27 protein-coding genes and 1 pseudogene are annotated in these 22,644 nt (G+C 71.7%); 12 read left to right on the forward strand and 16 right to left on the reverse strand.

The genetic code is table 11. The features are described 5' to 3' along the window. Positions 1-24: 24 nt before the first annotated feature. Complete coding sequence (locus tag Vau01_RS09665) at positions 25-567, reverse strand: AAA family ATPase (RefSeq protein ID WP_203989475.1); 543 nt, start codon at positions 565-567, stop codon at positions 25-27. Between the two features lie 50 nt (positions 568-617). Between Vau01_RS09665 and Vau01_RS09670 the strand changes: the two genes are divergently transcribed. After that, positions 618-1,403 carry a GntR family transcriptional regulator gene (locus Vau01_RS09670; RefSeq protein WP_203989477.1) on the forward strand — a complete coding sequence of 262 codons (786 nt, stop codon included), beginning with the start codon at positions 618-620 and terminating at the stop codon, positions 1,401-1,403. Continuing rightward, positions 1,400-2,413: a dTDP-glucose 4,6-dehydratase gene (rfbB, locus tag Vau01_RS09675; protein ID WP_203989479.1), complete on the forward strand. Its 1,014-nt coding sequence runs from the start codon at positions 1,400-1,402 to the stop codon at positions 2,411-2,413. The genes Vau01_RS09670 and rfbB overlap by 4 nt, the downstream gene beginning before the upstream one ends. Here the strand turns inward: rfbB and Vau01_RS09680 are convergent. Then, positions 2,410-2,646: a hypothetical protein gene (locus Vau01_RS09680; RefSeq protein WP_239151459.1), complete on the reverse strand. Its 237-nt coding sequence runs from the start codon at positions 2,644-2,646 to the stop codon at positions 2,410-2,412. The genes rfbB and Vau01_RS09680 overlap by 4 nt on opposite strands. A 25-nt stretch (positions 2,647-2,671) precedes the next feature. Then, a complete protein-coding gene (locus Vau01_RS09685; protein WP_203989483.1) occupies positions 2,672-3,031 on the reverse strand; it encodes an STAS domain-containing protein in 360 nt (119 codons plus the stop codon). A gap of 267 nt (positions 3,032-3,298) precedes the next feature. Between Vau01_RS09685 and Vau01_RS09690 the strand changes: the two genes are divergently transcribed. Next, positions 3,299-4,012 (forward strand): lytic polysaccharide monooxygenase, encoded by a 714-nt coding sequence (locus Vau01_RS09690; protein ID WP_203989486.1) that lies wholly within the window; start codon positions 3,299-3,301, stop codon positions 4,010-4,012. Positions 4,013-4,086: 74 nt separating this feature from the next. Then, positions 4,087-4,926 (forward strand): molybdate ABC transporter substrate-binding protein, encoded by an 840-nt coding sequence (modA, locus tag Vau01_RS09695; RefSeq protein WP_203989487.1) that lies wholly within the window; start codon positions 4,087-4,089, stop codon positions 4,924-4,926. 65 nt (positions 4,927-4,991) lie between these two features. Here modA (Vau01_RS09695) and Vau01_RS09700 read toward each other — a convergent pair whose 3' ends face one another. Further along, complete coding sequence (locus Vau01_RS09700) at positions 4,992-6,032, reverse strand: class I SAM-dependent methyltransferase (protein WP_203989488.1); 1,041 nt, start codon at positions 6,030-6,032, stop codon at positions 4,992-4,994. Between the two features lie 101 nt (positions 6,033-6,133). Between Vau01_RS09700 and Vau01_RS09705 the strand changes: the two genes are divergently transcribed. The 5 genes from Vau01_RS09705 to Vau01_RS09725 all read left to right on the forward strand — a co-directional run bounded on the left by Vau01_RS09705 (position 6,134) and on the right by Vau01_RS09725 (position 10,493). Beyond that, a complete protein-coding gene (locus Vau01_RS09705) occupies positions 6,134-6,550 on the forward strand; it encodes a TOBE domain-containing protein (RefSeq protein ID WP_203989490.1) in 417 nt (138 codons plus the stop codon). A gap of 13 nt (positions 6,551-6,563) precedes the next feature. Then, positions 6,564-7,358: a molybdate ABC transporter substrate-binding protein gene (gene modA, locus Vau01_RS09710; RefSeq protein WP_203989492.1), complete on the forward strand. Its 795-nt coding sequence runs from the start codon at positions 6,564-6,566 to the stop codon at positions 7,356-7,358. A 1-nt stretch (position 7,359) separates the two neighbouring features. Beyond that, positions 7,360-8,148: an ABC transporter permease gene (locus tag Vau01_RS09715; RefSeq protein ID WP_203989500.1), complete on the forward strand. Its 789-nt coding sequence runs from the start codon at positions 7,360-7,362 to the stop codon at positions 8,146-8,148. Next, on the forward strand, positions 8,130-9,197 hold the full coding sequence (locus Vau01_RS09720; RefSeq protein ID WP_203989502.1) for an ABC transporter ATP-binding protein: 1,068 nt from the start codon (positions 8,130-8,132) through the stop codon (positions 9,195-9,197). Before Vau01_RS09715 ends, Vau01_RS09720 begins: the two co-directional genes overlap by 19 nt. A 96-nt stretch (positions 9,198-9,293) precedes the next feature. After that, a complete protein-coding gene (locus Vau01_RS09725) occupies positions 9,294-10,493 on the forward strand; it encodes a molybdopterin molybdotransferase MoeA (protein WP_203989504.1) in 1,200 nt (399 codons plus the stop codon). 1 nt (position 10,494) lies between these two features. On the opposite strand, the gene Vau01_RS09730 is transcribed toward Vau01_RS09725, so the two are convergent. From Vau01_RS09730 to Vau01_RS09780, 11 genes and pseudogenes are all read right to left on the reverse strand, one after another. Further along, positions 10,495-11,187 (reverse strand): MOSC domain-containing protein, encoded by a 693-nt coding sequence (locus Vau01_RS09730; protein ID WP_203989506.1) that lies wholly within the window; start codon positions 11,185-11,187, stop codon positions 10,495-10,497. Positions 11,188-11,365: 178 nt separating this feature from the next. Next, on the reverse strand, positions 11,366-12,226 hold the full coding sequence (locus Vau01_RS09735; RefSeq protein WP_203989508.1) for a helix-turn-helix domain-containing protein: 861 nt from the start codon (positions 12,224-12,226) through the stop codon (positions 11,366-11,368). Positions 12,227-12,483: 257 nt separating this feature from the next. Further along, on the reverse strand, positions 12,484-13,458 hold the full coding sequence (locus Vau01_RS09740) for a DNA topoisomerase IB (protein WP_203989510.1): 975 nt from the start codon (positions 13,456-13,458) through the stop codon (positions 12,484-12,486). Position 13,459: 1 nt separating this feature from the next. Continuing rightward, entirely contained in the window at positions 13,460-13,681 is a 222-nt protein-coding gene (locus tag Vau01_RS09745; protein WP_239151460.1) for a DUF6582 domain-containing protein, read from the reverse strand. A 46-nt stretch (positions 13,682-13,727) separates the two neighbouring features. Then, a complete protein-coding gene (locus Vau01_RS09750; protein ID WP_203989514.1) occupies positions 13,728-14,042 on the reverse strand; it encodes a PRC-barrel domain-containing protein in 315 nt (104 codons plus the stop codon). Further along, positions 14,032-14,403 carry a hypothetical protein gene (locus Vau01_RS09755; protein ID WP_203989516.1) on the reverse strand — a complete coding sequence of 124 codons (372 nt, stop codon included), beginning with the start codon at positions 14,401-14,403 and terminating at the stop codon, positions 14,032-14,034. Before Vau01_RS09755 ends, Vau01_RS09750 begins: the two co-directional genes overlap by 11 nt. Further along, a pseudogene (locus tag Vau01_RS09760) lies at positions 14,403-15,635 on the reverse strand (NRAMP family divalent metal transporter). The gene Vau01_RS09755 and the pseudogene Vau01_RS09760 overlap by 1 nt, the downstream one beginning before the upstream one ends. Further along, a complete protein-coding gene (locus tag Vau01_RS09765) occupies positions 15,632-16,093 on the reverse strand; it encodes a hypothetical protein (RefSeq protein WP_203989518.1) in 462 nt (153 codons plus the stop codon). The pseudogene Vau01_RS09760 and the gene Vau01_RS09765 overlap by 4 nt, the downstream one beginning before the upstream one ends. Positions 16,094-16,111: 18 nt before the next feature. Beyond that, complete coding sequence (locus Vau01_RS09770) at positions 16,112-16,693, reverse strand: ElyC/SanA/YdcF family protein (RefSeq protein ID WP_203989527.1); 582 nt, start codon at positions 16,691-16,693, stop codon at positions 16,112-16,114. A 15-nt stretch (positions 16,694-16,708) separates the two neighbouring features. Then, positions 16,709-17,656: a helix-turn-helix transcriptional regulator gene (locus Vau01_RS09775; protein ID WP_203989528.1), complete on the reverse strand. Its 948-nt coding sequence runs from the start codon at positions 17,654-17,656 to the stop codon at positions 16,709-16,711. 138 nt (positions 17,657-17,794) lie between these two features. Further along, positions 17,795-18,331 carry a hypothetical protein gene (locus Vau01_RS09780; RefSeq protein WP_203989530.1) on the reverse strand — a complete coding sequence of 179 codons (537 nt, stop codon included), beginning with the start codon at positions 18,329-18,331 and terminating at the stop codon, positions 17,795-17,797. A gap of 154 nt (positions 18,332-18,485) precedes the next feature. Here Vau01_RS09780 and Vau01_RS09785 point away from each other — a divergent pair, with 154 nt between their 5' ends. Beyond that, positions 18,486-19,949 (forward strand): S8 family serine peptidase, encoded by a 1,464-nt coding sequence (locus tag Vau01_RS09785; protein WP_203989531.1) that lies wholly within the window; start codon positions 18,486-18,488, stop codon positions 19,947-19,949. A gap of 61 nt (positions 19,950-20,010) precedes the next feature. After that, positions 20,011-20,763, forward strand: a complete 753-nt coding sequence (locus tag Vau01_RS09790; RefSeq protein WP_203989533.1) for a hypothetical protein — start codon at positions 20,011-20,013, stop codon at positions 20,761-20,763. Between the two features lie 11 nt (positions 20,764-20,774). Here Vau01_RS09790 and Vau01_RS09795 read toward each other — a convergent pair whose 3' ends face one another. After that, positions 20,775-21,338, reverse strand: coding sequence for a TetR/AcrR family transcriptional regulator (locus tag Vau01_RS09795; protein WP_203989541.1), 564 nt, complete (start codon positions 21,336-21,338; stop codon positions 20,775-20,777). Positions 21,339-21,376: 38 nt separating this feature from the next. On the opposite strand from Vau01_RS09795, the gene Vau01_RS09800 reads away from it, so the two are divergent. Then, positions 21,377-22,624, forward strand: coding sequence for an ATP-grasp domain-containing protein (locus tag Vau01_RS09800; RefSeq protein ID WP_203989543.1), 1,248 nt, complete (start codon positions 21,377-21,379; stop codon positions 22,622-22,624). Positions 22,625-22,644: the final 20 nt, after the last annotated feature.

Consider the following 22,644-nt stretch of genomic DNA (forward strand, 5'->3'; position numbering starts at 1 on the left):
CCGATCATCGGCGCGCGTGCCGATTCACCCGAGCCGGCTCCGGCCGGAACTGAGGATCCGGCGGACCTCGGCGCTCGTCTGCTCCGCGTCGAGGCCGCTGGTGTCGATCGCATGACCTTCAAGGTCCCCGAGTTGCGCGAACGCGCCGTGCATACCGGTGATCGCGTCGACGTCCCGGAGTTCGTCGTCGCCCGCGCGCTCCGTCGCCCGCGCCACCGTGATGCCGAGCTCGGGGCGAAGAACCACATAGGACACCGTCAGGTGGTCCCGCTCCGAAAGCACCCGGAACGGCGACAGGAACCACGGCGCGAAGACCCCGTCGACGACGACGTCGTAGCCGCCGCGGGCGAACGTCGCGACGGTGCCGACGATCGCGTCGACGACCACCACGTTCTGGCGATGCGCCGCCGGCAGGTACGGCGGCACGAACCCGGTCTGGATCGCCCGGTAGAACAGGTCGGTCGTCAGGTTGACGGTCGGAACGCTCGCGTTCGCGGCGAGGAGCCCGGCCACGGTCGTCTTTCCGGCGCCCGGCGGCCCGGTCAGGATGACTACTTCACCGCTCACGGACACATCATGGACCGGGCCGCTTGTCTGCATGTGTAGGATACAGATTTATGACAAGTGGGCCGCGCTTCGAGCAGGTGGCCGCCGAGTTGCGCGAGCGGATCGCGCTCGGCGACTACGCACGGTCCGGCGCGCTGGAGAGCGAAGCGGAGCTGGGCCGCCGCTACGAGGCCAGCCGGGTGACCGTGCGGCGGGCGTTGGAGCGCCTGCGCGACGAAGGGCTGGTGGCCGCCCGGCGCGGCTCCGGTTGGTACGTCGTGTCGGGAGCGTCCTTCGGGCAGACGCTGGCGTTGGGCAGCTTCCAGCACGCGCGGTCGGCCGTCACCGACGCCGGCCTGGCGCTGACCCGCAAGGTGACCGGGTACGAGTACCGCCCGGCGCCGCCCGACGTGAGCGCGTTGCTGCACATCCCGCCCGGCGACGAGGCGCTCCGCGTGCGGGCCGTTCGACACGCCGGCCGCAATCCCCTCGACGTGGTGACGGAGTGGGTCGCGCTGCGCTTCGCCACCCCGGTCAGCCGCGCCGACGCCGAGGACCCCGGTGTGTGGGAGACGCTACGCCGGCAGGGTCACCACATCCACCTGGTGCGCCAGAGCATCGCCGCCACCGCGGCCAGCGACTCCGTCGCGCCGCTGCTGGAGACCACCGTCGGCACGCCGTTGCTGCTCGTCCGCCGCGTCGCCGTGCTGGCCGACGGACAACCGCTGGCCCTGTCCGAACACCGCTACCTGGGCCACCGGTTCCGGCTGGAGGTCGAGTTCCGCGGTGGTCCGGCGACCGCCGCCACCGAACCGCCGGGCGTCACCGCCGTCCCCGCACCGCAAGGAGAATCGTGAACCTGCTCGTCACCGGCGCGGCCGGCTTCATCGGCGCCAACTTCGTCCGCTACTGGATCCGCCGTCACCCCGCCGACCGGGTGGTCGCCCTCGACGCGCTCACCTACGCCGGGAACCTCGGCAACCTCGACGACGTCCGGGACCGGATCCGCTTCGTGCGGGCGGACATCGGGGACCTGCCGACCGTCGAGGCGCTGCTGCGCGAACACCGCGTCGACGTCGTGGTGAACTTCGCCGCCGAATCGCACAACAGCCTGGCCGTGCTCGACCCGCACCGGTTCTTCGCCACCAACGTCGTCGGAACGCAGCAATTGCTGGAGGCGTGCCGGCGGGTCGGGCTGGCCCGGTTCCACCACGTGTCGACCTGCGAGGTCTACGGCGACCTCGACCTCGACGACCCGGGCACGTTCACCGAGGAGTCGCCGTACCGGCCGCGCACCCCCTACAACGCCAGCAAGGCCGGCGCCGACCACGCCGTGCGCGCCTACCACGAGACGTTCCACCTGCCGGTGACCATCACCAACTGCGCCAACAACTACGGCCCGTACCAGTTCCCCGAGAAGGTCGTCCCGCTGTTCACCACCCGGGCACTGACCGACGAACCGCTGCCGGTCTACGCGTCCAGCGCCAACCGGCGCGAGTGGCTGCACGTCGACGACCACTGCGCCGCGATCGAACGGGTACTCCTCGACGGCCGCGACGGGGCCACCTACAACGTCGGCTCCGGGGTCGAGGTCAGCGTCGCCGAGCTGGCCACCCGCATCCTCGACCACCTGGGCAAGCCGCACACCCTGCTGCGCACCGTTCCCGACCGGCCCGGCCACGACCGCCGGTACCTGCTCGACTCCACGCTGCTGCGCACCGAACTCGGCTGGACGCCCACCGTCGACTTCGACCGCGGCCTGGCCGACACCGTCACCTGGTACGCCGACAATCCCGGCTGGTGGCGACCGCTGCGCACCGCGATCGACGAGAACACCTGGACCGCGAGCGCATCACCGGTGCGCTAAAGCAGACCCGCGATCGGGGCGTCCGGGCCGACGGCCTCGATGCCGAACTCGAGTTCGTCTCGCACCTCGTCGACCGAGTCGTCGTGACCCAGCACCTCGGGAACGTCGTTGCTGAGTTCCAGTTGCTCGAGCATGTCGTACGCCTCGCCCAGCGTCGAGGCACCCGACTCCTGCGCCCAGCGCAGGACGTTCCGGGTAGCCGCGGAGGGGGCGAACTCCTCATCCCAGCTCATCCGCCACATCAAACCATCAGCGGCGTCACCCGCAGAGTTCGTTCCGCGTACGGGTGAGGTCGAGGACCATCGCGGGTAGGCCGGTCGCGTCGACGACCCGCAACACGCATCCGTCGGCGGCCAACGCCGCGCGGCGTTCCATCAGGACCCTGACGACGCCGGCGTCGATGAACCGGACGTCACCCAGATCGATCTCGATGATCTTGGGGGACGCTCGCGCGGCCGTGCAGATGGCCTCGTCGAGGATGCCGCGGTTGGACATGTCGAACGCGCCGACGGCGCGCAGGCGGCACAGGCCGACCGTCACCCGGTCGACCGAGACCGAGCCTTCCCCAAAGGCGATGACGTTGATCGTGACCGCCTCTCGTGGTCGGATCCACCGCACGGCGTCACCGTTCATGGTCCGGCCGGATCGCCGGATCGCCTATCTCCGGGCACGAGGCGGACCCCACCCACCTGTCCGGAAAACGAATGGTCCGGTCCGAATCACGCTTCGTCCGGTGGACAACCCCGGGGGGTGGCCGATCCGGTCTATACCAGATGGCCGGAAACTGTTGACAAACTTAAATGTCTTGATGTCCCCTGTGATGAAGGTCGACGTCGGTGGGCGGACTAGTCGTCGGCAGACGCCCTCGCCTGCCGAAGGAGCCACATGACCCTCCGAAGAAGACTGGCGGTTCTCGCAGCCGCCACTCTCGCCGCACCGCTGCTCACCGTGATCATCCCGGCCTCCCCTGCCAGCGCACACGGTTGGGTCACCAGTCCACCGAGCCGCCAGGACCAGTGCGCCACCGGCGTGGTCTCGAACTGCGGCTCCATCCAGTACGAGCCGCAGAGCGTCGAGGCGCCCAAGGGCTCCCGGAACTGCAGCGGTGGCAGCAGTTTCACCGTCCTCGACGACGACAACAAGGGCTGGCGCGTCACGTCGATCAGCAGCTCGACGACGTTCACGTGGCGCAACACCGCCATGCACCGCACGCTCAACTGGCAGTACTACGTCGACGGCAACCTGCACCAGACGTTCACCAACGGCAACGCGCAGCCGCCGCAGATCGTGAACCACCCGGTCACCGGGCTGCCCGGCGGACGGCACAAGATCCTCGCCGTCTGGAACATCTACGACACCGCGATGGCGTTCTACGCCTGCGTCGACGTCAACGTCGGCGGCGGCGGCCCGACGAACCCGCCGACCAATCCCCCGCCGACCGGCAACTGCGGCGCGGCGTGGAGCGCCTCGGCCGTCTACACCGGCGGCATGGTCGTCTCGCACAAGGCACGCAAGTACACCGCGCGGTGGTGGACCCAGGGCGAGGAGCCCGGTACCACCGGCGAGTGGGGCGTCTGGCAGGACAACGGCGCCTGCTGACCCGGAATCACGCCGCCCGGCCCGCCAACCCGGGTCGGGCGGCTCCGAGCACCCACCCGAGCGGAGCCGCGTCGATGATCCTGAGCCGGCGTCACCTCGTCGCCGCGGCCGTGACCGCGGTGACCGTGGTCGCGGCCGTCGGCCTGTCCACACGGTCCGGTCCGACGACGGACGCCGCGCCCGCGGCGTCGGTCCCCGCCAGCACCGGGCATCACCACGCCGCCGGACCGGCGGCATCCGGTGCTTCCGGCGCGCCCGGCGGGACGCTCGTCGTGCACGCCGCCGACGAACTACGCGCCACGCTGACCACACTCGTGCCCACGTTCGAGGAGGCCTTCCCGGGCGTGAAGGTGGCCGTCGAGTACGGCACCGGGCACGCCGGGCACATCCTCGCCGGCGCACCCGTCGACGTGTTCGTCTCCGCCGACGCCGCCGCCACCGCCGAACTGGCCGCGCACGTCCGCGGCTCCCCCACGGTCGTCGCCCGGAACCCGATCGTCATCGCCGTGCCGAAAACCGCCGGCACCGGAGTTGCCGGCGTCACCGATCTGCCCGACGCCCGGGTGGCGCTGTGCGCCGAGACCACCCCGTGCGGCCGGCGCAGCCGCGCGGCGCTCGACGCGGCGGCCGTCGCCGTGCGGCCCGTGTCGGTCGAACCGGACCCGGCCACCGCGCTGGCCCGGGTGCGCGCCGGCACCGCCGACGCCGCCCTCGTCTACCGCACCGACGTCGTCGCCGCCGGAGACGGCCTGCGCGCCATCGACTTCGCGCAGGCCGCCCGCATCGCCGACGAGTACACCGCCGTCAAGGTGACCACCGGTGCGAACACCGTGGGCGCGGACGCGTTCGTCGCGTTCCTCGGTTCGGCCCTGGCCCGCCACATCTTCGCCGACACGGGCCTGTCCCCCACGTAGTGGACCGGGCGGCGCTCAACCGTCCGGGTCGAACGACCGTCACCGTTTCACCGGCTTCACCGCTTTCACCGGCGGGCGGCGACCGCGAGGAACCGGTGCGGCGGGTCGTCGTAGGTGGTGAGGGTCCAGCCGGTCCGCTCGGCCGCGAGGCGCAGCGGGGTCTCGGCGAGCGGGTCGTCGGGACGCAGTTCGCGGCCGTACCGGGCCGCGAGCGCCGCCCGCCCCGACGGGTGGAACAGGACGAGCCGGCCACCGGGCCGGGTGACGCGGGCCAGTTCCCGGAGTCCGGCGTCGGTGTCGGGCAGGTGCGTGATCAGCCCGGCGGCGAACACCGCGTCGACGGACCCGGTGGCCAGGGGCAGGTGGCGGGCGTCGGCGACGACGAGCAGCGCGCCGCTGGCGGTGGCGGCGAGCCGGGCGACGGCGAGCATCTGCGGGGTCAGGTCGATGCCGATCACCCTGCCGTCGGCGCCGACCGCGTCGCGCAGGGCGGGCAACGCCCGGCCGGTGCCGCAGCCGACGTCGACCGCCACCCCGCCGGGCGCGACCGTGGCATCGGCGACCGCGGCGGCGTAGGCGGGCAGGTCGTCGCCGAACCTCGCGTTCCAGGTGGCGGCGCGGGCGCCGAAGAAGGCGCGGGTCTCGCTGCGGTACCAGGCGCCGTGCGGGGCGAACCAGCCGTCGATGTGCCGGATGACCGGCCAGCCCGGATCGTGCAGGTCGACGACGACGTGCGCGTCGTCGCCCCGGTACCCGCCGGCGCCGGCGGCGGTGCGGACCCAGATGGTCAGCGCCCATTCCGTCGTCGGGACATGGTCGCGCCAGCGCGGCCCGTCGGCGATGACGGCCGTGTCGGGCGTCCGCCCGGTCCGGACGTCGGCGTGGTTGGCGCAGGCGGCGTCGCTGACGCGGACGCAGGTGCGGCCGGCGGCCCGCAGCGTGGCGGCCAGACGGTCGGCGAGCAGCCGGGCACCGCCGCCGGAGCCGCCGGAGCCGTCGACGTGGACGGACGGCGCCCCGGCGGGCACGGCGGCCGTCAGGTGGGCCAGCACGGTGGACCAGCGCTCGCGTTGTTCGCCCGTCAGGCCCGCCAGGTCCTCAGCCATCCCTCCATCATGCAGATACGGCGCCATCATGGCCAGAAGTGTTGCGGATACGAGTCGTTTCGCCGGTCCTGCGCCGCATATGCGGACGGTAGGCTGCGCGCGTGACAGAGTTTCGCATCGGTGAGGCCGCCGAGCTGCTCGGGGTGAGCGTCGACACCGTGCGCCGGTGGATCGACGCCGGCCGGCTGGCAGCCGCCCGCGACGAACACGGGCACCGGGTGATCGACGGCGTCGACCTGGCCGCTTTCGTGCGATCACAGGCGGGCGAGCCGGACGGCCGGTCGGAGGAGTCGTCGGCCCGCAACCGGCTGCGCGGGATCGTGACCGCGGTCGTCAAGGACACCGTGATGGCGCAGGTCGACATCCAGGCCGGCCCGTTCCGGGTGGTGTCGCTGATGAGCCGGGAGGCCGTCGACGAACTCGACCTGCACGTCGGGTCGGTGGCCGTCGCGGTGATCAAGTCGACCACGGTGGTGGTGGAGCGGTCCACGCCGGCCGTGGTGTCCAGGCGAGGGTGACGGAGGAGAAGTAGTGCGCGTACGTGTCGTTCTGGCCGGCTTGACGGCGCTGGCCCTGGTCGGTCTGGTCGGGTGCGGCGGGGACAGCAAGGAGGACGCCGGGTCCTCGTCGACCGGCACCACTACGGGCGTCACCGGCACCGTCACGGTGTTCGCGGCGGCATCGTTGACGGAGTCGTTCAAGCAGATCGGTACCGACTTCGAGAAGGCCAATCCGGGTGCGAAGGTCACGTTCAACTTCGCCGGTAGTTCGGCGCTGGCGACGCAGATCAACCAGGGCGCACCGGCCGACGTGTTCGCCTCGGCCGCGCCGGCGAACATGAAGACGGTCACCGATGCCGGCAACGGCGACGGAACCCCGACGACGTTCGTGAAGAATCAGCTCGTGATCGCGGTTCCGAAGGGCAACCCCAAGGGCGTCAAGGGCCTGTCCGACCTCACGAAGTCCGGCGTGAAGGTGGCGCTGTGCGCCGAGCAGGTGCCGTGCGGCGCGGCGGCGAAGAAGGCGCTCGACGCGGCCGGTGTGAAGCTCACCCCGGTGACGCTGGAACAGGACGTGAAGGCGGCCCTGTCGAAGGTGAAACTCGGCGAGGTCGACGCCGCGCTGGTGTACCGGACCGACGCGAAGGCGGCATCGTCGGATGTGGAGGGTGTGGAGTTCCCGGAGTCCGCGGGCGCGGTCAACGACTACCCGATCGTCGTGCTGAAGGGTGCGCCGAACAAGGCCGGCGCGACGGCGTTCGTCGAGTACGTGAAGTCCGACAAGGGCCGGGCGGTACTCAGCGGAGCCGGATTCCAGGCACCCTGACGTGCGGCGCGTTCAGAGGGCACCGCTGGCACTGCTGGTTCCGGCGGCGCTCGGGCTGGTGTTCCTGACGCTGCCGTTGGCGGGGCTGCTGATCCGGGCGCCGTGGAGCACGATGCCGCAGCGCCTCACCGAGCCCGGGGTGCTCACCGCGTTGCGGCTGTCGCTGCAGACGGCCACCCTCGCCACCGCCCTGTGCCTGGTGCTCGGCGTGCCGCTGGCGTGGGTGCTGGCGCGGGTCGAGTTCCCCGGCCGGCGACTGGTCCGGGCACTGGTCACGGTGCCGCTGGTGCTCCCACCGGTGGTCGGCGGGGTGGCGCTCCTGCTCGTGTTCGGCCGCCGCGGGCTGGTCGGTGAATGGCTCGACGCCACGTTCGGAATCACGTTGCCGTTCACCACCACCGGCGTCGTGCTCGCGGAGGCGTTCGTCGCGATGCCGTTCCTCGTCATCGCCGTCGAGGGGGCGTTGCGCGGCGCCGACTCCCGCTACGAGGAGGCCGCCGCCACCCTCGGCGCCGGCCGGTGGACCACGTTCACCCACGTGACCCTGCCGCTGGTGGCACCCGGCGTCGCCGCCGGTGCGGTCCTGTGCTGGGCCCGCGCCCTCGGCGAGTTCGGCGCCACCATCACCTTCGCCGGCAACTTCCCCGGCCGCACGCAGACCATGCCGCTCGCGGTATATCTCGCGCTGGAGACCGACCTCGACGCGGCCATCGTGCTCAGCCTCATCCTGCTCACCGTCTCCGTGGTCATCCTCGCCGCCCTGCGCGACAAATGGATCGCCGGCCCGTGACCGCCCTGGACGCACACATCGTCGTCGACCGGGGAACGTTCCGCCTCGACGCGCCCCTACGCATCGACCGCGGCGAAGTGGTGGCACTCCTCGGACCCAACGGCGCCGGCAAGACCACCGCCCTGCGCGCCCTCGCCGGCCTCCAACCACTGACCGGCGGCCACATCACCCTCGACGGCGAGACTCTCGACAACCCCGACCGTCGACTGTGGACACCCACCGAGAACCGGCCCATCGGCGTCGTCTTCCAGGACTACCTGCTGTTCCCGCACCTGACCGCCCTCGACAACGTGGCCTTCGGCCCGCGCCGCCACGGCGTCGACCGGCACACCGCCAAACGCGAAGCCGCCCAGTGGCTGCACCGGGTCGGGCTCGCCGGGTACGAGAAGCGCAAGCCCCGGCACCTGTCCGGCGGGCAGGCGCAACGCGTCGCGCTGGCCCGCGCGCTGGCCGTGCGTCCACAACTGCTTTTGCTGGATGAACCGTTGGCCGCGCTCGACGCCCGCACCCGCCTCGACACCCGCGCCGAACTCCACCACCACCTCGGCGACCACCCCGGCGCCACCCTCCTGGTGACCCACGACCCGCTCGACGCCCTCGTGCTCGCCGACCGCCTCGTCATCATCGAGGACGGCCGCATCGTGCAGGAGGGCGACGCCGCCACCATCACCGCCCGCCCCCGAACCGATTATGTGGCAAGGCTTGTCGGACTCAACCTGTACCGCGGGCACGCCGACGGCCACAGCGTGCGCATCGACGACCTCACCCTCACCGTCACCGACGAACTCTTCGGCGACGCGTTCGTCGCCTTCCCACCCGCCGCCGTCGCCCTGCACCCGAACCGGCCCGACGGCAGCCCCCGCAACACCTGGCCCGCCACCATCACCGGCCTGCAACGCCACGGCGACAACCTCCGCGTCCAACTCGACGGCCCCATCGTCGTCGCCGCCGACATCACCCCGGCCGCCGCCGCACACCTCGACCTCGCCCCCGGCCGCGCCGTCTGGGCGGCCGTCAAAGCGGCCGAGACGCGCGCCTACCCGAGCTGACCTCACCGTGCGCGGACGCCGCCGGAGAGGTTTGCGTCACGGGGCGGATTCATCGCCAACATGCGGCAGTGACCGCGGTGGCGTGAACTGGACGACGTGACCCAGGCGCGACAACCCACCACCGCCGCGGGCGGGACCTACCGGGCCGCGACCGGGCTGTCCTGGTGGGACGCCCACGAGGTGGCGGCGCGGGCACCGCGTGCTCTCGGTGCGGAGCGGGTCGCTTCCGCTGCCGCCACCGGGCGGACACTGGCCGACCCGGTGCGGGCGGTCGCCGCCGCACCGGCGTTCGACACCGCCGCGATGGACGGCTACGCGGTCGCCGGTGAGTCACCGTGGCGGGTGGTCGGCCGGGTCCTTGCCGGCGGGCCGGCGGTGCCGGACACCCTGTCGCCGGGCACGGCGGTGGAGATCGGCACCGGTGCCGTGGTGCCGCCCGGTACCCGGGCCGTCATTCCGTACGAACGGAGCCACCACGTCGACGATCTCGTGACCGGTGCGATCGAGGATCGCCGCAACATCCGGACGGCCGGGGAGGACCTCCGCCCGGGTGACGAGATCGTGCCCGCCGGTCGCGTCGTGACGGCGTCCGTGCTCGGCGCGATCGCCCAGGCCGGCGTGGACGAGGTGACGGTGCGCCGGCGACCCCGCGTCCGTCTGCTGGTGACCGGCGACGAGGTGATCACCGGCGGCAGGCCCGCCCTCGGGCAGGTGCGGGACGCCGTCAGCCCGATCGCCGCGGCAGTGATCGAGCGGGCGGGCGGGGACCTGGTCGACCACCGGCACGTCGGCGACGACCCGGACCTGCTCCACCGGCACGTCGAGGCCGCCGGCGTCGACCTGGTCGTGGTCAGCGGATCGTCCTCGATCGGCGCCGCCGACCACCTGCGGACCGTGCTCGCCGTTCTCGGTGCCCGCTGGTACGTCGACGGGGTCGCCTGCCGTCCGGGACACCCGCAGGCACTCGCCGAGACCTCCGACGGCCGCTGGCTGGTCGGGCTGCCCGGCAACCCGTTCGCCGCCCTCGTCGCCGCGCTCACCGTCCTCGAACCGGCCGTCGCCGCGCTCGCCGGCCGAGCACCGAACCCACCGCTACGCCTTCCCGTGACCGGCGACGCCACCCCCTACCCCCACGGAGCCCGGCTCGTCCCGGTCCACCTCGGCGGGTCCCACGCCCGCGTGGTGCCCGGAGCGCGGCCCGGCAGCCTGCGGGCGGCAGCGACCGCCGACGCCCTCGCCGTCCTGGCACCGGACCGGGTCGACGGCGAACCGGCCGAGATTCTTCCCCTGCCCTGACCTACGCCCACGAACACGGATCGTCGATTGCGATCCGGCCCGGCTGCTCGACGGTGGCGTGGACGCCGAAGGTCAGTTCGTGGTGTTCGGCGAGGGTCTTGAGAAGGTCGTTCCGGTCGCCGACGCGGTCCTGCGCCATGTCGATCATCACGCACCGGGTCAGCGGCCGGACCACCCGCAGAACGACCTGCCCGCCGATCTTCAGCCGGCGGCCCGGCCAGGTGTCCTCCACGAAGCCGTTGCCGGGTACGTCGAGGAGAACGTTGGCCCGGAACCGCAGCGCGTCGATCCGTTCTCCGCCGACCAGTTCGCCGAGGCGGCGCAGCGAGGCCGTGGTGATGACGCTGACCGGACCCTCGTCGTGATGCGGAACGGATGCCTCGGGTGCGAGTGTCACCGGGCGGCCGAGGAGTTCGCTGACGGCCCGGTGCCCGTCGGGGTCGGTGGCGGCGAAGCGACGGCCGTCGGGCAGCTCCACGACCGGGGCCGGGTCGGCCGCGTACGCCCGCAGGCGGAACAGGCCCGGCATCCGGCGGAAGCGGCGGGTGTTCTTGCCGCTGCCGAACTTGCCGTCCGGATCCCGCACCGCCCACAGCCGGTCACCGGCGATCCCGCGGGCACCGACGTCGGCGGCCGGCACGACCTCACCGAGCATCGACTTGACCGGATAGCGGCGCAGCTCGACGACCTTCACCGACCGAGCCTAGACCTCCGGCCGCCCGCCTCCACGGAACCCAACAGGATGTGGTCCCGGTCGGTCAGATGGGACTGGATCCGCACGCCACAACGCACGCCCAGACGTGGGCGCGGCGAGTCCGGTTGGCCAACGAATTGGGTACACGCGCTGATTGGTTGCCCGCACCTGCACGCGGTTACGAACGAGCGAGGTCGATCAGCCGGACCGTCGGGCGAGTGGCGTCGACGGTCCATGCCGGGCCGGCAGGCCCGTGTTCATGAAGGCGATCAGGCGTCGTGGTGGCAACGCGGGCTGGCAGCGGGTCTGCGGTCAGTTCGGTGTGCAGACAGCGTTGCCGTTCCGTCGTGGCGCAGACGACCAGGATGACCGTCGCCGGGACGCCGTTGGCGCGGCGGTAGCCGTCCAGGTTCATCGACGCCGATACGTTGGTGGCTTTCCAGGGTTGGCAGTCAACGTGCAGAAGGAAGCTGACGGTGGCGCCGTCTTCGATCCACGTCCCCTGCCCTACGACGTCGACCGGCCCGACGCCGTGGTCACGCAGCCACATTGCGGTGTCGGTGGCCCGCCGCCACCGGTAGAGGTGTCCGGATCCGTTCTCGCGGCTGGTTCGGGTGAGCGCGACGAGGAACGCGCTGGCGTCGAGCTGTCCACGTGCGGGCCGGCCGAGTCCGAGTGGGGTGGGCCGGCCCGTGGCCTGCAACCGCGACTTCAGCGCCGCAACGCCGTCGGTGCTCACCTCGTAGTAGGCCAGGTGTGAGGAGTCGTTGTCGTAGACGAACCGCCAAGCGAGGTCGGCACGCACGAGCGCGGTCAGGTATCGCACCGCCGCAGGTCGGCTCCCGAACATCAGCGTCACGACCTGGCCGGTGTGCAAGGGACCGTGCGTTGCCAGCACCATCAGCAATGACCAGTGCCTCGCCGTCAACCCCCGGACATCGACACCACCCGGCACTCGGGTCGGTGCGAGCTTCGGGCTCTCCCCCGCCCGCTGCCGGTACTGCCGCGCCACGGCCGCCTCCCCCAGACATCTGGCCATACCGATCCTTGTCGCAGTCTCATCGTGCCAAGGTCACCGAGGCCTACCGAAAACGCCTACGTAACCCATGGCCGTAGGAAAGCGCTTTCCTCGGGTCCGGTGTCCACTGAATCACCCGAACGGTCGATGCCTAACAAGTCTAAAAGCCGTGAAACGTCCACGGCCAATTGGGCGCGCAATCGAGTGTCGACAGCCCTAGATCGAGGGCATCGCGAGGCTTGTACAGCGTTCGTGGCCGCCCAAACGGTCCGGTTCCGTTACGGGCTCAGGAACTTGACCACCTGACGCTCCACCGAGGCCGGCGCCGCGTCCGGACGGTCGATCGTGTCGCCGGCGGCGTAGCGGTCGATCACCCGTGGGTCCACATAGGACGATCGCGCGACGGCGGGCGTGTTGCCCAGCTCGTCGGCGACCTCGCGCATCACCGCGGCGATCCGGCGCTTCTGCGCCGTGCGGGAGGACGCCGGTCCGCTCCGACTCAGTTCGGCGGCGGCCAGCACCGTGGCGTGGATCGTGCGGAAGTCCTTGGCGGACGCGTCGATGCCGAGCAGCTCGCGCAGGAAGTCGTTGATGTCGGCGGCGTGCACGTCGTGCGTCCCCGATTCGTCCGTCCAGAACAGGAGACGCTTGGTGCCGCGCCGGGCCGTGCGCAGTTCGGCCAGCGCGGCGACCACGTCGGGGTCGTCGACGGTCACCTCGTGCTCGATGCCGCCCTTGCCCGGGAAGCACAGCGCCGCCTCGTCGTCGCCGACGTGCACGTGCCGGGCCTCCAGCGTGGCGGCGCCGTACGTACCCTCGTCGCCGGCGGCGTACTCGTCGCCGCCGACGCGGAGCCGGGCGTGGTCGAGCAGGCTCACCGCGACGGCGAGCACGCGGTCGCGGGTGAGCCCGTCCTGCTTCAGGCACGCGCGGAGCTTGCGGCGCAACCCCGGCAGCTTCCGCGCGACGTCGAGCACGTGGTCGAACTTCAGCCGGTCCTGCCGTTCGCGCCAGCCGTCGTGGTAGCGGTACTGGCGCCGGCCGGCGTCGTCGGTGCCGACCGCCTGGATGTGCCCGTTGCGGTCCGGGCAGATCCAGACGTCCGTCCACGCCGGCGGGATGACAAGCGCCTTGATGCGCGCCACCTCGTCGGCGGGCAGCGGCTTGCCGTTCGTGTCGAGGTACCGGAATCCCTTGCCCTGTCTCACCCGGCGGTAGCCGGGGGCGGTGGGATCGCTTCGCCTGGTGCGCAACTCAGCTCTTGGACGACGGTTTGCCGAGGTCCTGCCACCGCTCCGCGGTCATCTCGACGTCGAACTTGCGGGCGGCCTTGCGGATCCGGTCGAACGCCTCGCGGCGCTCGGCGTCGCTGGCGTCCTTCACCTGGTCGAACCGGGAGATCGCGTTGCGGACATGGCTGGCGTCGCTCAAAGGTTCCTTGCGCAGTCGCGGGAACGCGTACGCGCTGTCTGGCATCTCGTTACGTTCAGCGGCATCGAGTTCATGGGACATGGAAATACGCCTACCCAGTATCGCTCTCGTCAATCACGGCATCGGCCCACGGCACGCGGTGGGTGTTGCGGCGCAGGATCCGCCGGGCGAGGTGTTCGAGGATCCACGGCCCCACCACCTCGTCGCGTTCGTAGCCGAGCAGCCGTCCCCACGGCCGTGCGGTCACGACGAGAGCGGTCACCCGCGGGCGCCCGTTCGGCCCGACGTCCGTTTCGATGTCGGCGATCCGGCCGAGGTCGCGGCCGTCGGTGGTTCGCACGCGCCGGCCCAGCAGGGCCGACGCGCGAAGGTCCACAGTGGACGCGGGTGCGGGTTCACGATTCATGGGACGCCCCGGGGATGTGCTCGATCAGGTGACGCCGCAGGAACGTTTCCAGCGGACGCTCCGCCAGCGCGCTCACCTCCACCGACAGGTGCACCGCGCTGTCCACGTTCGCCACGAGCTCGTACGGGATCCGGATCGGCTCCGCCCGCTGGTCCGGTGCGAGCTGCCGGGCCGCCGCCTCCATCCAGCGTCCGAGCCGGCCACCGATGCGCCGGCCGAGTGCGCGCTGACCGACCAGCAGGGCGGTCAGCACCGGCACACCGTCCGCGTCGAGCATGAACTCGACGTCGTCGACCTTTCCGTACGGCTCGCCGGTGCGGTCGAGGATCTGCCGGTCGAGGAGGTCGAAAGCCACCAGCATCAGCCGGCTCCCATCCGGGTGACGAGCATGAGCGGGATCGCGGCCACCGCCGCGACGAGGATGACCACCAGATAGATGACGCCGAACGCGTTGGCCAGCTTGCCGTTGACGCGGTCGCCGAGGTACCCGCGGTCGTTGGCGACGACGAGGATCGGCAGGTACGTCAACGGCAGCACGACCGCGCTGAAGATCAGCGTGTACTCGGTCAGCTGGATCGGGCCGATCGTCGTGGCGAGCGCGGCGACCCCCACGAGGATGCTGATGATGACGACGGTGTGGAACCGCGACGCCTCGGTGGGGCGCCGGAACTTCCCCCACGCCCACCCGAAGTACTGCGCCACCGTGTAGCCGGCCGACAGGCCCGTCTCCATGGCCGCGCCGAACGTGGCGGCGATGAACCCGAGGATCGCGGCCGCGAGGCCCAACTTGCCGAGCGCGATCGCCGCCGGCATCGCCGTCTGCGACAGGCTTCCCACCGAGGTGCCCGTCGGGTGGAAGACGGTCGCGGCGGTGACCATCAGCCCGAACGCGAGCAGGCCGCCGAGCGGGAAACCGAGGAACACGTTCAGGCGTGAGGTGGCCAGGTCCTTGCCGGTCCAACCCTCCTCGACGCTGCCCGAGGAGAAGAAGAACACCTCGTACGGGGTGAGCGCCGACGCGAACAGGGCGACGGCGAAGAATCAGTAGGTGCCCCAGTCCTCACCGGCGCCCGGCCCCGGATGGGTCGCCTGGTGCCACAGGGCGCCGCTGTCGGCGTCCAATCGGAAGGCCGCGATCAGGAAGACGATCAACGTGAGCCCGACCAGCCCGAACACGTTCTCCAGAACACTGAACTTCACCCGCCACAGCGCCACCCACAGCACGAACGCCACCACGGGCACCCACAGCAGGTAGTGCACGCTGGTGGCCAGCTGCAACGCCAGCCCCACGCCGCCGATCTCGGCGCCGAGGGTCAGCACCGTCACCAGCAGCGCCCCGCCGAGGTTGGCCAACGCGACCCGTGGCCCGAGCCGCTCGCGGACGAGGTCGAACACCGGCCGGTTCGACACGGCGCTGACCCGGCCGCACATCTCCGCGTAGACGCAGATCCCGACGACGCCGACGACCAGCACCCAGGCGTGCGAAATGCCGAACCGCGCACCGGATTCGGCGTTGGCGACGATGTCGCCGATGTCGACGAACCCGCCGATCGCGGTGAGGATGCCGAGCGCGACGGCGAGGAGCCGCTTCATCGGTGTGCCTCGATGAACTCTTCGAGGCTGCGGGAGACCGCTTCCAGCCGGTCGACAGCGGCGGCCAGCGCGGTACGATCGGCCGCTCCCGCCGCGTCACCGAAAGATCTTTCCGCGTCCGCGAGCAACGGACCCAGCTGATCGCGCAGCGACACCGCCCGTTCGTCGGGCGGTATCGCCGCGGCGAACTGCTTGCGTGCGCCCGCGAGCGCCTTGCCGGCGTCGTCGTAGGCCGTGGCCGCGAACGCCGCGGTGACCCGGCCGGCGAGCTGCTGCTGACCGGTGAGCCACCCGGTGCGGGCCGCGTCGTGCGTCGCACCGGCCACCTGCCCGACCGTGCGGCTGTAATCGGCGAAGTCGTCGGGCCGCGTCACGGTCCAGGCGAAACCCGACCACAGCGCCAGGACGGCCGCGAGCACGATGGACAGGCGGATGCGCCGCGTCATGACCGCGCCCATACCCAGAGTGTGCGTGGATCAAGCCCGCTTACTGAGCCGGGTGACCAGGCGTTCCCGGCGCCGCAGCGTCGCCGGATCGGCACAGCCGAGGAAACACAGCCGCGAACCGACCGCGAGCATCCGCTCCGACAACGGCACATTCCCACCGGCCACGGGGACGTCCAGGAGCGCGGCCCCGCGGAGCCGGAGGATCTTGCCGATCAGGTAGCGGACGCGGGGCAGGTGCCAGCCGTGCGACACGATCCCGAGCGGCCGCGCCGACGTGAACGCCCGCTCACCGAGCAGCCGCTCCTCGACGGTGTGCAGCAGGTTCTCCAGCGTGCTGCGCGACCGGGTCTCGGCGAGGAGCTCCACCTCCGGGGCGACGCCGGCCGCGCGGGCGGCCGCGAGCATCAGGTCGCCCTCGCGGGACCCGACGGGCGGCCCGGTCGGCCCGTCGGCCAGCGCCCAGCCGCCGGTGAACACGATCCGTTCTGGGCGACCGTGCTCGACATGGTTCACCGCCGCCCGCACCCGGGCGAGGCTCTCCGGCGTGAGCCGGTACCGCCCGTCGACGACCGTGACGCCGCGGCCGAACACCAGCAGCGTGTCAGCGTGCATCCCTCGACCGTAGCGTCACTTGTCGTTCAGGGTCGCCGACGGTGGAACGCCGTACGCCGCCCGGTACAGGGACGTGAACCGGCTGTGACCGATGATGCCCCAGCGGGCCGCGATCGCGCCGACGGTGACGGTGCCCGCCTCGGCGTCAACGAGGTCCTGGTGGGCCCGCTCCAGCCGGACCCGGCGGAGGTAGGCCATCGGCGTCGACCCGAGGTGACGGCGGAACGCCAGTTGCAGGCTGCGGATGGTGACGTGGGCCGACCCGGCGATGTCGGCGGCGCTGATGTCGCGGTGGGCGTTGTCGTCGATGAAACTGATCGCCCGGCGCAGCGTCGCCGGATGGGCGTCGCGCCGGTCCTCGACGGCCGGCTCATGCACCGAGTTGTTCGGGAACGCCGCCAACGCCGTCGCCGCGAGCAGCCGCGCGCCGTTACCCTCCAGCAGCGTCGCGTCGACGCCCCGGACGCTGGTGAGGTTGTCGCGCACGAAGTCGAAGGCGCTGCTCCACATCGCGGCCGCCGACGCGGAGACCGGCTCGTGCCCGGTGAACCGCAACGGCCGGGCCGCCCGCCCGGGCGCGGTCGCGGCGACCTGGGCCAGCAGTTCCGGCGGCAGCAGCGCGAGCTCGATGTCGGCGTCGTCGAGGAGTGCCTGGTAGGGCCGGTCGGGCTGGGCGGAGACGAACACGTCGCCGACCCGGTCGTGCCGCCGCTCCTGCCGGCCCGTCCGGCAGGTGATCATCCCCCGGGCGATCCGGCCGATCCCGAGCGAACCGATCGGCTCCCCGGTGACGTGGAACCGCATCCCGAACACGTTGCGGTGGATCTCCAACGGGCCGACACGGTCGCGGCTGATCCGCACCGCGACCGGTCCGCGGGTGACGCTGAGCCGGAGCTTGCCGTAGGCGGTACGCAACACGTGCTGCGCGAGGTCAAGATCCGTCGTTTCGAGTACGGTCGCCACGATCACTCCCTGGTCCCGTATCCGCCCTGCGAAAGTACTAGCCGGTGAACGAACGCGAGGCACTTCCCGCCGACGCGATCGGATAAACCTGCGACTTCGCCCGGCGGACAGGTGCCCGGCGCCGGCGAGTGACCGGGTTCAGGCGGCAACCATTTCTTGCGCCGCGAGGATCGAATCGGCCGCCCGCTCCGGTTCCGCCACCCGGTACAGGTACGGCGCACCGGCCAGGCGGGGGCCACCGCCACCCCGGTCCCACCGTCCGTTGCGCAGGATCGGGGTCCGGTCGAAGGCGATGGTGCCGACGCCGTCCGGGTCGACGTGGACCAGTGGCGGCCCGAGCAGAGCCAGCTCGGACTGGACCAGCTCAGGCGTACGGCGGTCGTAGACGACGACCACCCGCTGATCGGTGAGCGCGTAGCGGCCCCGCCGGAGCCGGCCGAACTGGCGGGCGGCGAGCACGAGCTGGTAGATCACCACGCCGACCCCGACCGCACACACGAGTGGCGCCCCGATCGTCATCCGGACCAGGACCGCGTGCCCGGCCCCGACCACGACCAGGATGGCGCCCCTGACGAGCCCGCGGTAGTTGGGGGCATCGACCAGGCGGGCGTCCCGGGCCGCACCGGTCCAGAGGACCCGCTCGCCGGGCCGTAGTTCGAGTCCCTTGAACACCACGGTCAGCCGCTCCCCTTCGCCGCATCCGAGCGGTCGCGGTCAATCTACGCGAAGTCGACCATAGACCGTGACCGCTCCGTGCGTGATCGGTGAGAAGCGGTTGTAACGATTGCCGACGTCGGACCGATGTGTTGGGTGACGAAGGAGGTCGTCGATGCGTCGGTTCATTCCGTTGTTCCTCAGTGTCCTGCTGGCGTCGGTCCTGACCGTGTTGACCGGTGCCGGGCCGGCGGCGGCCGGCCCGCCCGCTCCGGTCTCGTCCTGGCTGGCGGCCCGGATCGCCGGTGGGGCGGGCGGCACGCTACAGGTGTTCGTGCACGGCACCGACGTCACCGCCGCCCGACGGGCCGTAGTCGACGCCGGGTTGACCCTGGTCACCACGTGGGACCGGATCGGCGTGGCGGTCGCCCGTGGAAGCACCGGTCAGATCGCGTCGGTGCGGACCCGCAGCGGCGTGACCTACGTCGAGGGTGACCAGCCGATCAGTCCGCTGCTGTCCACGTCGAACCGGGCGACGCGGGGCGAGCAGACCCGCACCGACCTGCGTGACCCGCTCGGCCGGCCGGTCGACGGCCGAGGCGTGTCGGCGGCCGTCATCGACACCGGCGTCGACGGCAACCACCCGTTCCTCCGCAACGCCGACGGCTCCAGCGCGGTGCGACGCAACCTGAAGAACATCTGCGGCCCGTTGACGGACCTCGGTCTGCCGCTTCCGAACGACCTCTGCTTCCTCGACCTGACCGCCATCAACGACACCGACACCCTGTCGGCCGGCGGGCACGGCACGCACGTCGCCGGCATCGTCGCCGGACGCGACACCGCTGTCAGCGACGGCACCCGACCGCACGGTGCGGCACCGGGTGCGACGCTGATCGGCCTGTCGGTGGGTGCGGGGCTGAGCATCTTCGGTGCCGACAGCGCGCTGAACTGGGTGCTGGACCACCACCGCAACCCGTGCGCCGGCTGCCCGCCGATCAAGGTCACCAACAACTCGTACGGCCCGAGCGGCGGTGGTCCGTTCGATCCCGACTCGGCCACCGCCAAGCTCCAGCGGGCCCTCGCGGCCGACGGCGTGCTGACGGTGTGGGCGGCCGGGAACGACGGGCCGGACAACAACGCCACCAACCCACCGGGTCAGGACCCGACCCCCGGCGTGATCATGGTGGCGTCGTACGACGACCAGGGGACCGGAACCCGCAGCGGCACGGTGTCGGACTTCTCCAGCCGCGGCGCCGCCTCACAGCCACAGACCTATCCCGACGTCTCGGCCCCCGGCTCGGACATCACGTCGTCGTGCCGGCCGTGGCTGCCGATCTGCTCCACCGGACTGGCCCCCCTCAACGGCCCGGGCCCGGCGGATGTCGGCACGTTCAACACCATCAGCGGAACGTCGATGGCCACCCCGCACGTGGTCGGGATCGTCACCCAGCTGTTCCAGGTGGCGCCGAACGCCACGCCGGCACAGATCGAGGACGCCATCAAGGCGACCGCCGGCAAGTTCACCGACGGCGCGGCGTACGAGACCGCCGGTGCCTACACCACCTCGCCCGACAAGGGAACCGGCCTCGTCGACGCCTACGCCGCGGCACTGCGCCTCGGCGCCACCACAACGACGTGACGACGCGGCAGATGCCACGGCAGACTCGGCATCTTCGCATCGTGGTCGGGAGGCGGCGGGAATGTTCGACGTCGAATTGCGTGACGCGGTCGAGGGCTACCTCATCCGGCTCGCGGAGGTGGACGAGCGGATCACCGCAGCCGCGGTGGTGGGATCCCAGGCACACACCGACGGCGATCAGTGGTCGGACATCGACCTCACGTTCGCGGTCGCGGACACGACCGCGCCCGTCGCGGTACTCGACGAGTGGGCCGGGAAGCTGCGGGCACAGTTCGACGGCACGGCACTGTTCGACCTCGTCGCGGGTCCCGTCACCTACCGCGTGTTCCTCCTGCCCGGTGCCTTGCAGGTCGATCTCTCGGTGACGCCGACGAGCCGGTTCGCGGCGCGGGGCGACACCTTCCGACTGCTGTTCGGGACGGCGAACGAACCCGTCATCGCGGGTCCGCGCAACAGCACCGAAACGTACGGTCACGCCGTCCACCACGCGGTTCGTGCCCGCGTCTGCATCGAGCGCGGGCGTGCCCTTCAAGCGGAATACTGGATCAGCAGCCTCCGCAACGAGACGCTCGCCCTGGCGAGCCGGCGGGCCGGAGTTCAGGACTGGCACGCGCGCGGCGCGCACCTGTTGCCCCCGGAAACCCGCGATCGGTTCGCCGACGCGCTGGTACGTTCCCTCGACCCGGCCGAGCTCGATCGAGCCCTGCACGCGGCCACCGGCCTGCTCCTCGACCAGAGCGACGAGGCTCCCGCGCTCGCCGCCCGCGTCGAGAACCAGCTCCGTGCCATCACCGGATGCGCCGGCCCGCCGTGACCGGGGCGGTCCTACCGGCGGCAGCCGGGATCGGCGGTGTGGTCGATGAGGTGACGGAGCCAGGTCAACAGGCAGGCGAAGTCGGCGTCCCGGACTGCCGCGGCATGGTGGGAGAACCGGCCGGCTGCCTCGCTGGCGGCGAAGCCGAGGATCGCGGTGCTGAGCAGTCGTTCGGTTCGGGGGATCTGAGCCGGTTCCAGGCCGGCCTCGCGCAGCGCGGCGTAGATCGATTCGCGGACGCCGAGCGCCTCGGCGGTCCTGACCGGGCGGCTCAGCAGTAGCGCGAAGACGTCCGGGTGACGGGTGGCGGTGGCCCGGATGCCGTGCGCCGCCGTGGTCAGTCGCTGGTGCCACGGCAGTTCGGCGGCCGGCGGGAGGACCTCGGCCAGGAGCCGTTCGACGAGGCCGTCGAGGAGATCGTCCTTGTTGGCGACGTGCCGGTACAGCGCCATGGGTGTCACCCGCAGCCGGCGGGCCACCGCCTGCATGGTGACCGCGGGGAGCCCGTGCTCGTCCGCGATGGCCAGCCCCGCGGTGAGGATCGTTGCCCGGCTGATCTGCGCTGTGCGTCCCACAGTTATAAGTGTATGCTATACACAAATCGGAGGCGGCGATGCTCGTTCTACTCACGGACGGCTCCGGACTGACCGCACGGCAGACGGCTACGCTGCTGTCGCGGGCCGGTCACCGGGTCGAGGCGCTCTCCCCGGATCCCCGGTGTCTGTGCCGCTTCACCCGCCACGTACGGCGGATCCATCCGGTACCCGCGTACGGCGTAGACCCGTTCGACTGGCTCGACGCCGCCCTCGACCGGTACGCCCACACCGGCGCCGATATCCTGCTGCCGACCCAGGAGCAGGTCGCTGTTCTCTCCTGCGCGGCCGACCGGCTCGCCGGCGCCGGCGTCCGCACCGTGGTCCCGCCGTTCGAGGCGCTCGCCCGGGTCCAGGACAAGGTGTCGGCGTCCGCCACGCTCGACCACCTCGGGCTGCCCCAGCCGCCCTTCCAGGTGATCCGCGACGACCGGAAACTGACCGGCTGGGAGAACTTCCCGGTGTACCTGAAGCTACCGGTCGGCACGGCAACCAGCGGGGTGCGCCTGGTCACCGACGCGCACCAACTCCGGACCCTGCCGGACACCTGGGCAACCGCCGCCGGTCGCGGCGGGCTGCTCGCCCAGCAGCCGGTCGACGGTCCACTGGTCATGGTCCAGTCCGTCTTCGACCACGGCGCGATGGTCGCCCACCACGCCGCGGTCCGCACCCGGCTGGGCTCCCGCGGCGGAGCGAGCCACAAACGAAGCGTGACCATGGCCGACCTCACCGCGCTGACCGAGGCGTTGGGCCGGGGCCTGCGGTGGCACGGAGCGCTGTCCGCAGACGTCATCCTCGGTCCCGCCGGTCCGGTCTTCATCGACATCAACCCGCGCCTGGTCGAGCCGGTCAACGCCGCGCGATCGGGCGTCGACCTCATCGCACCGTTGCTCGATCTCGCCACCGGCCACAAGCCACCCCGGCAGGCCGCCGGACGTCCCGACACCGCGACCCACCAGCTCCTGCTGGCCGTCCTGGGCGCCGCCCAGCACGGCGGACGGCGACCCATCGCCGGCCACCTCGCCCGGGCCGCACTGGGTCGCGGCGAGTACCGCGCCAGCACCGAGGAGCTGACCCCGCTGCGATCGGATCCCGTCGCCGCGCTTCCCGTCGCGATCGCGGCGGCCACCACCCTGATCCGACCGGCAACCTGGCAACGGTTCGCGTCCAGCAGCGTCGACGGGTACGCCCTCACCCGCGAAGGCTGGCAGCTCATCCGGGACCGGCACTCCGCTCTGTCGACGAACGGCCCGACCGGCGTAGTGTGAGCGCAGGGAGCGATCCGGCC

It is taken from the genome of Virgisporangium aurantiacum (assembly GCF_016863635.1).
Taxonomy (GTDB): Bacteria; Actinomycetota; Actinomycetes; order Mycobacteriales; family Micromonosporaceae; genus Virgisporangium; species Virgisporangium aurantiacum.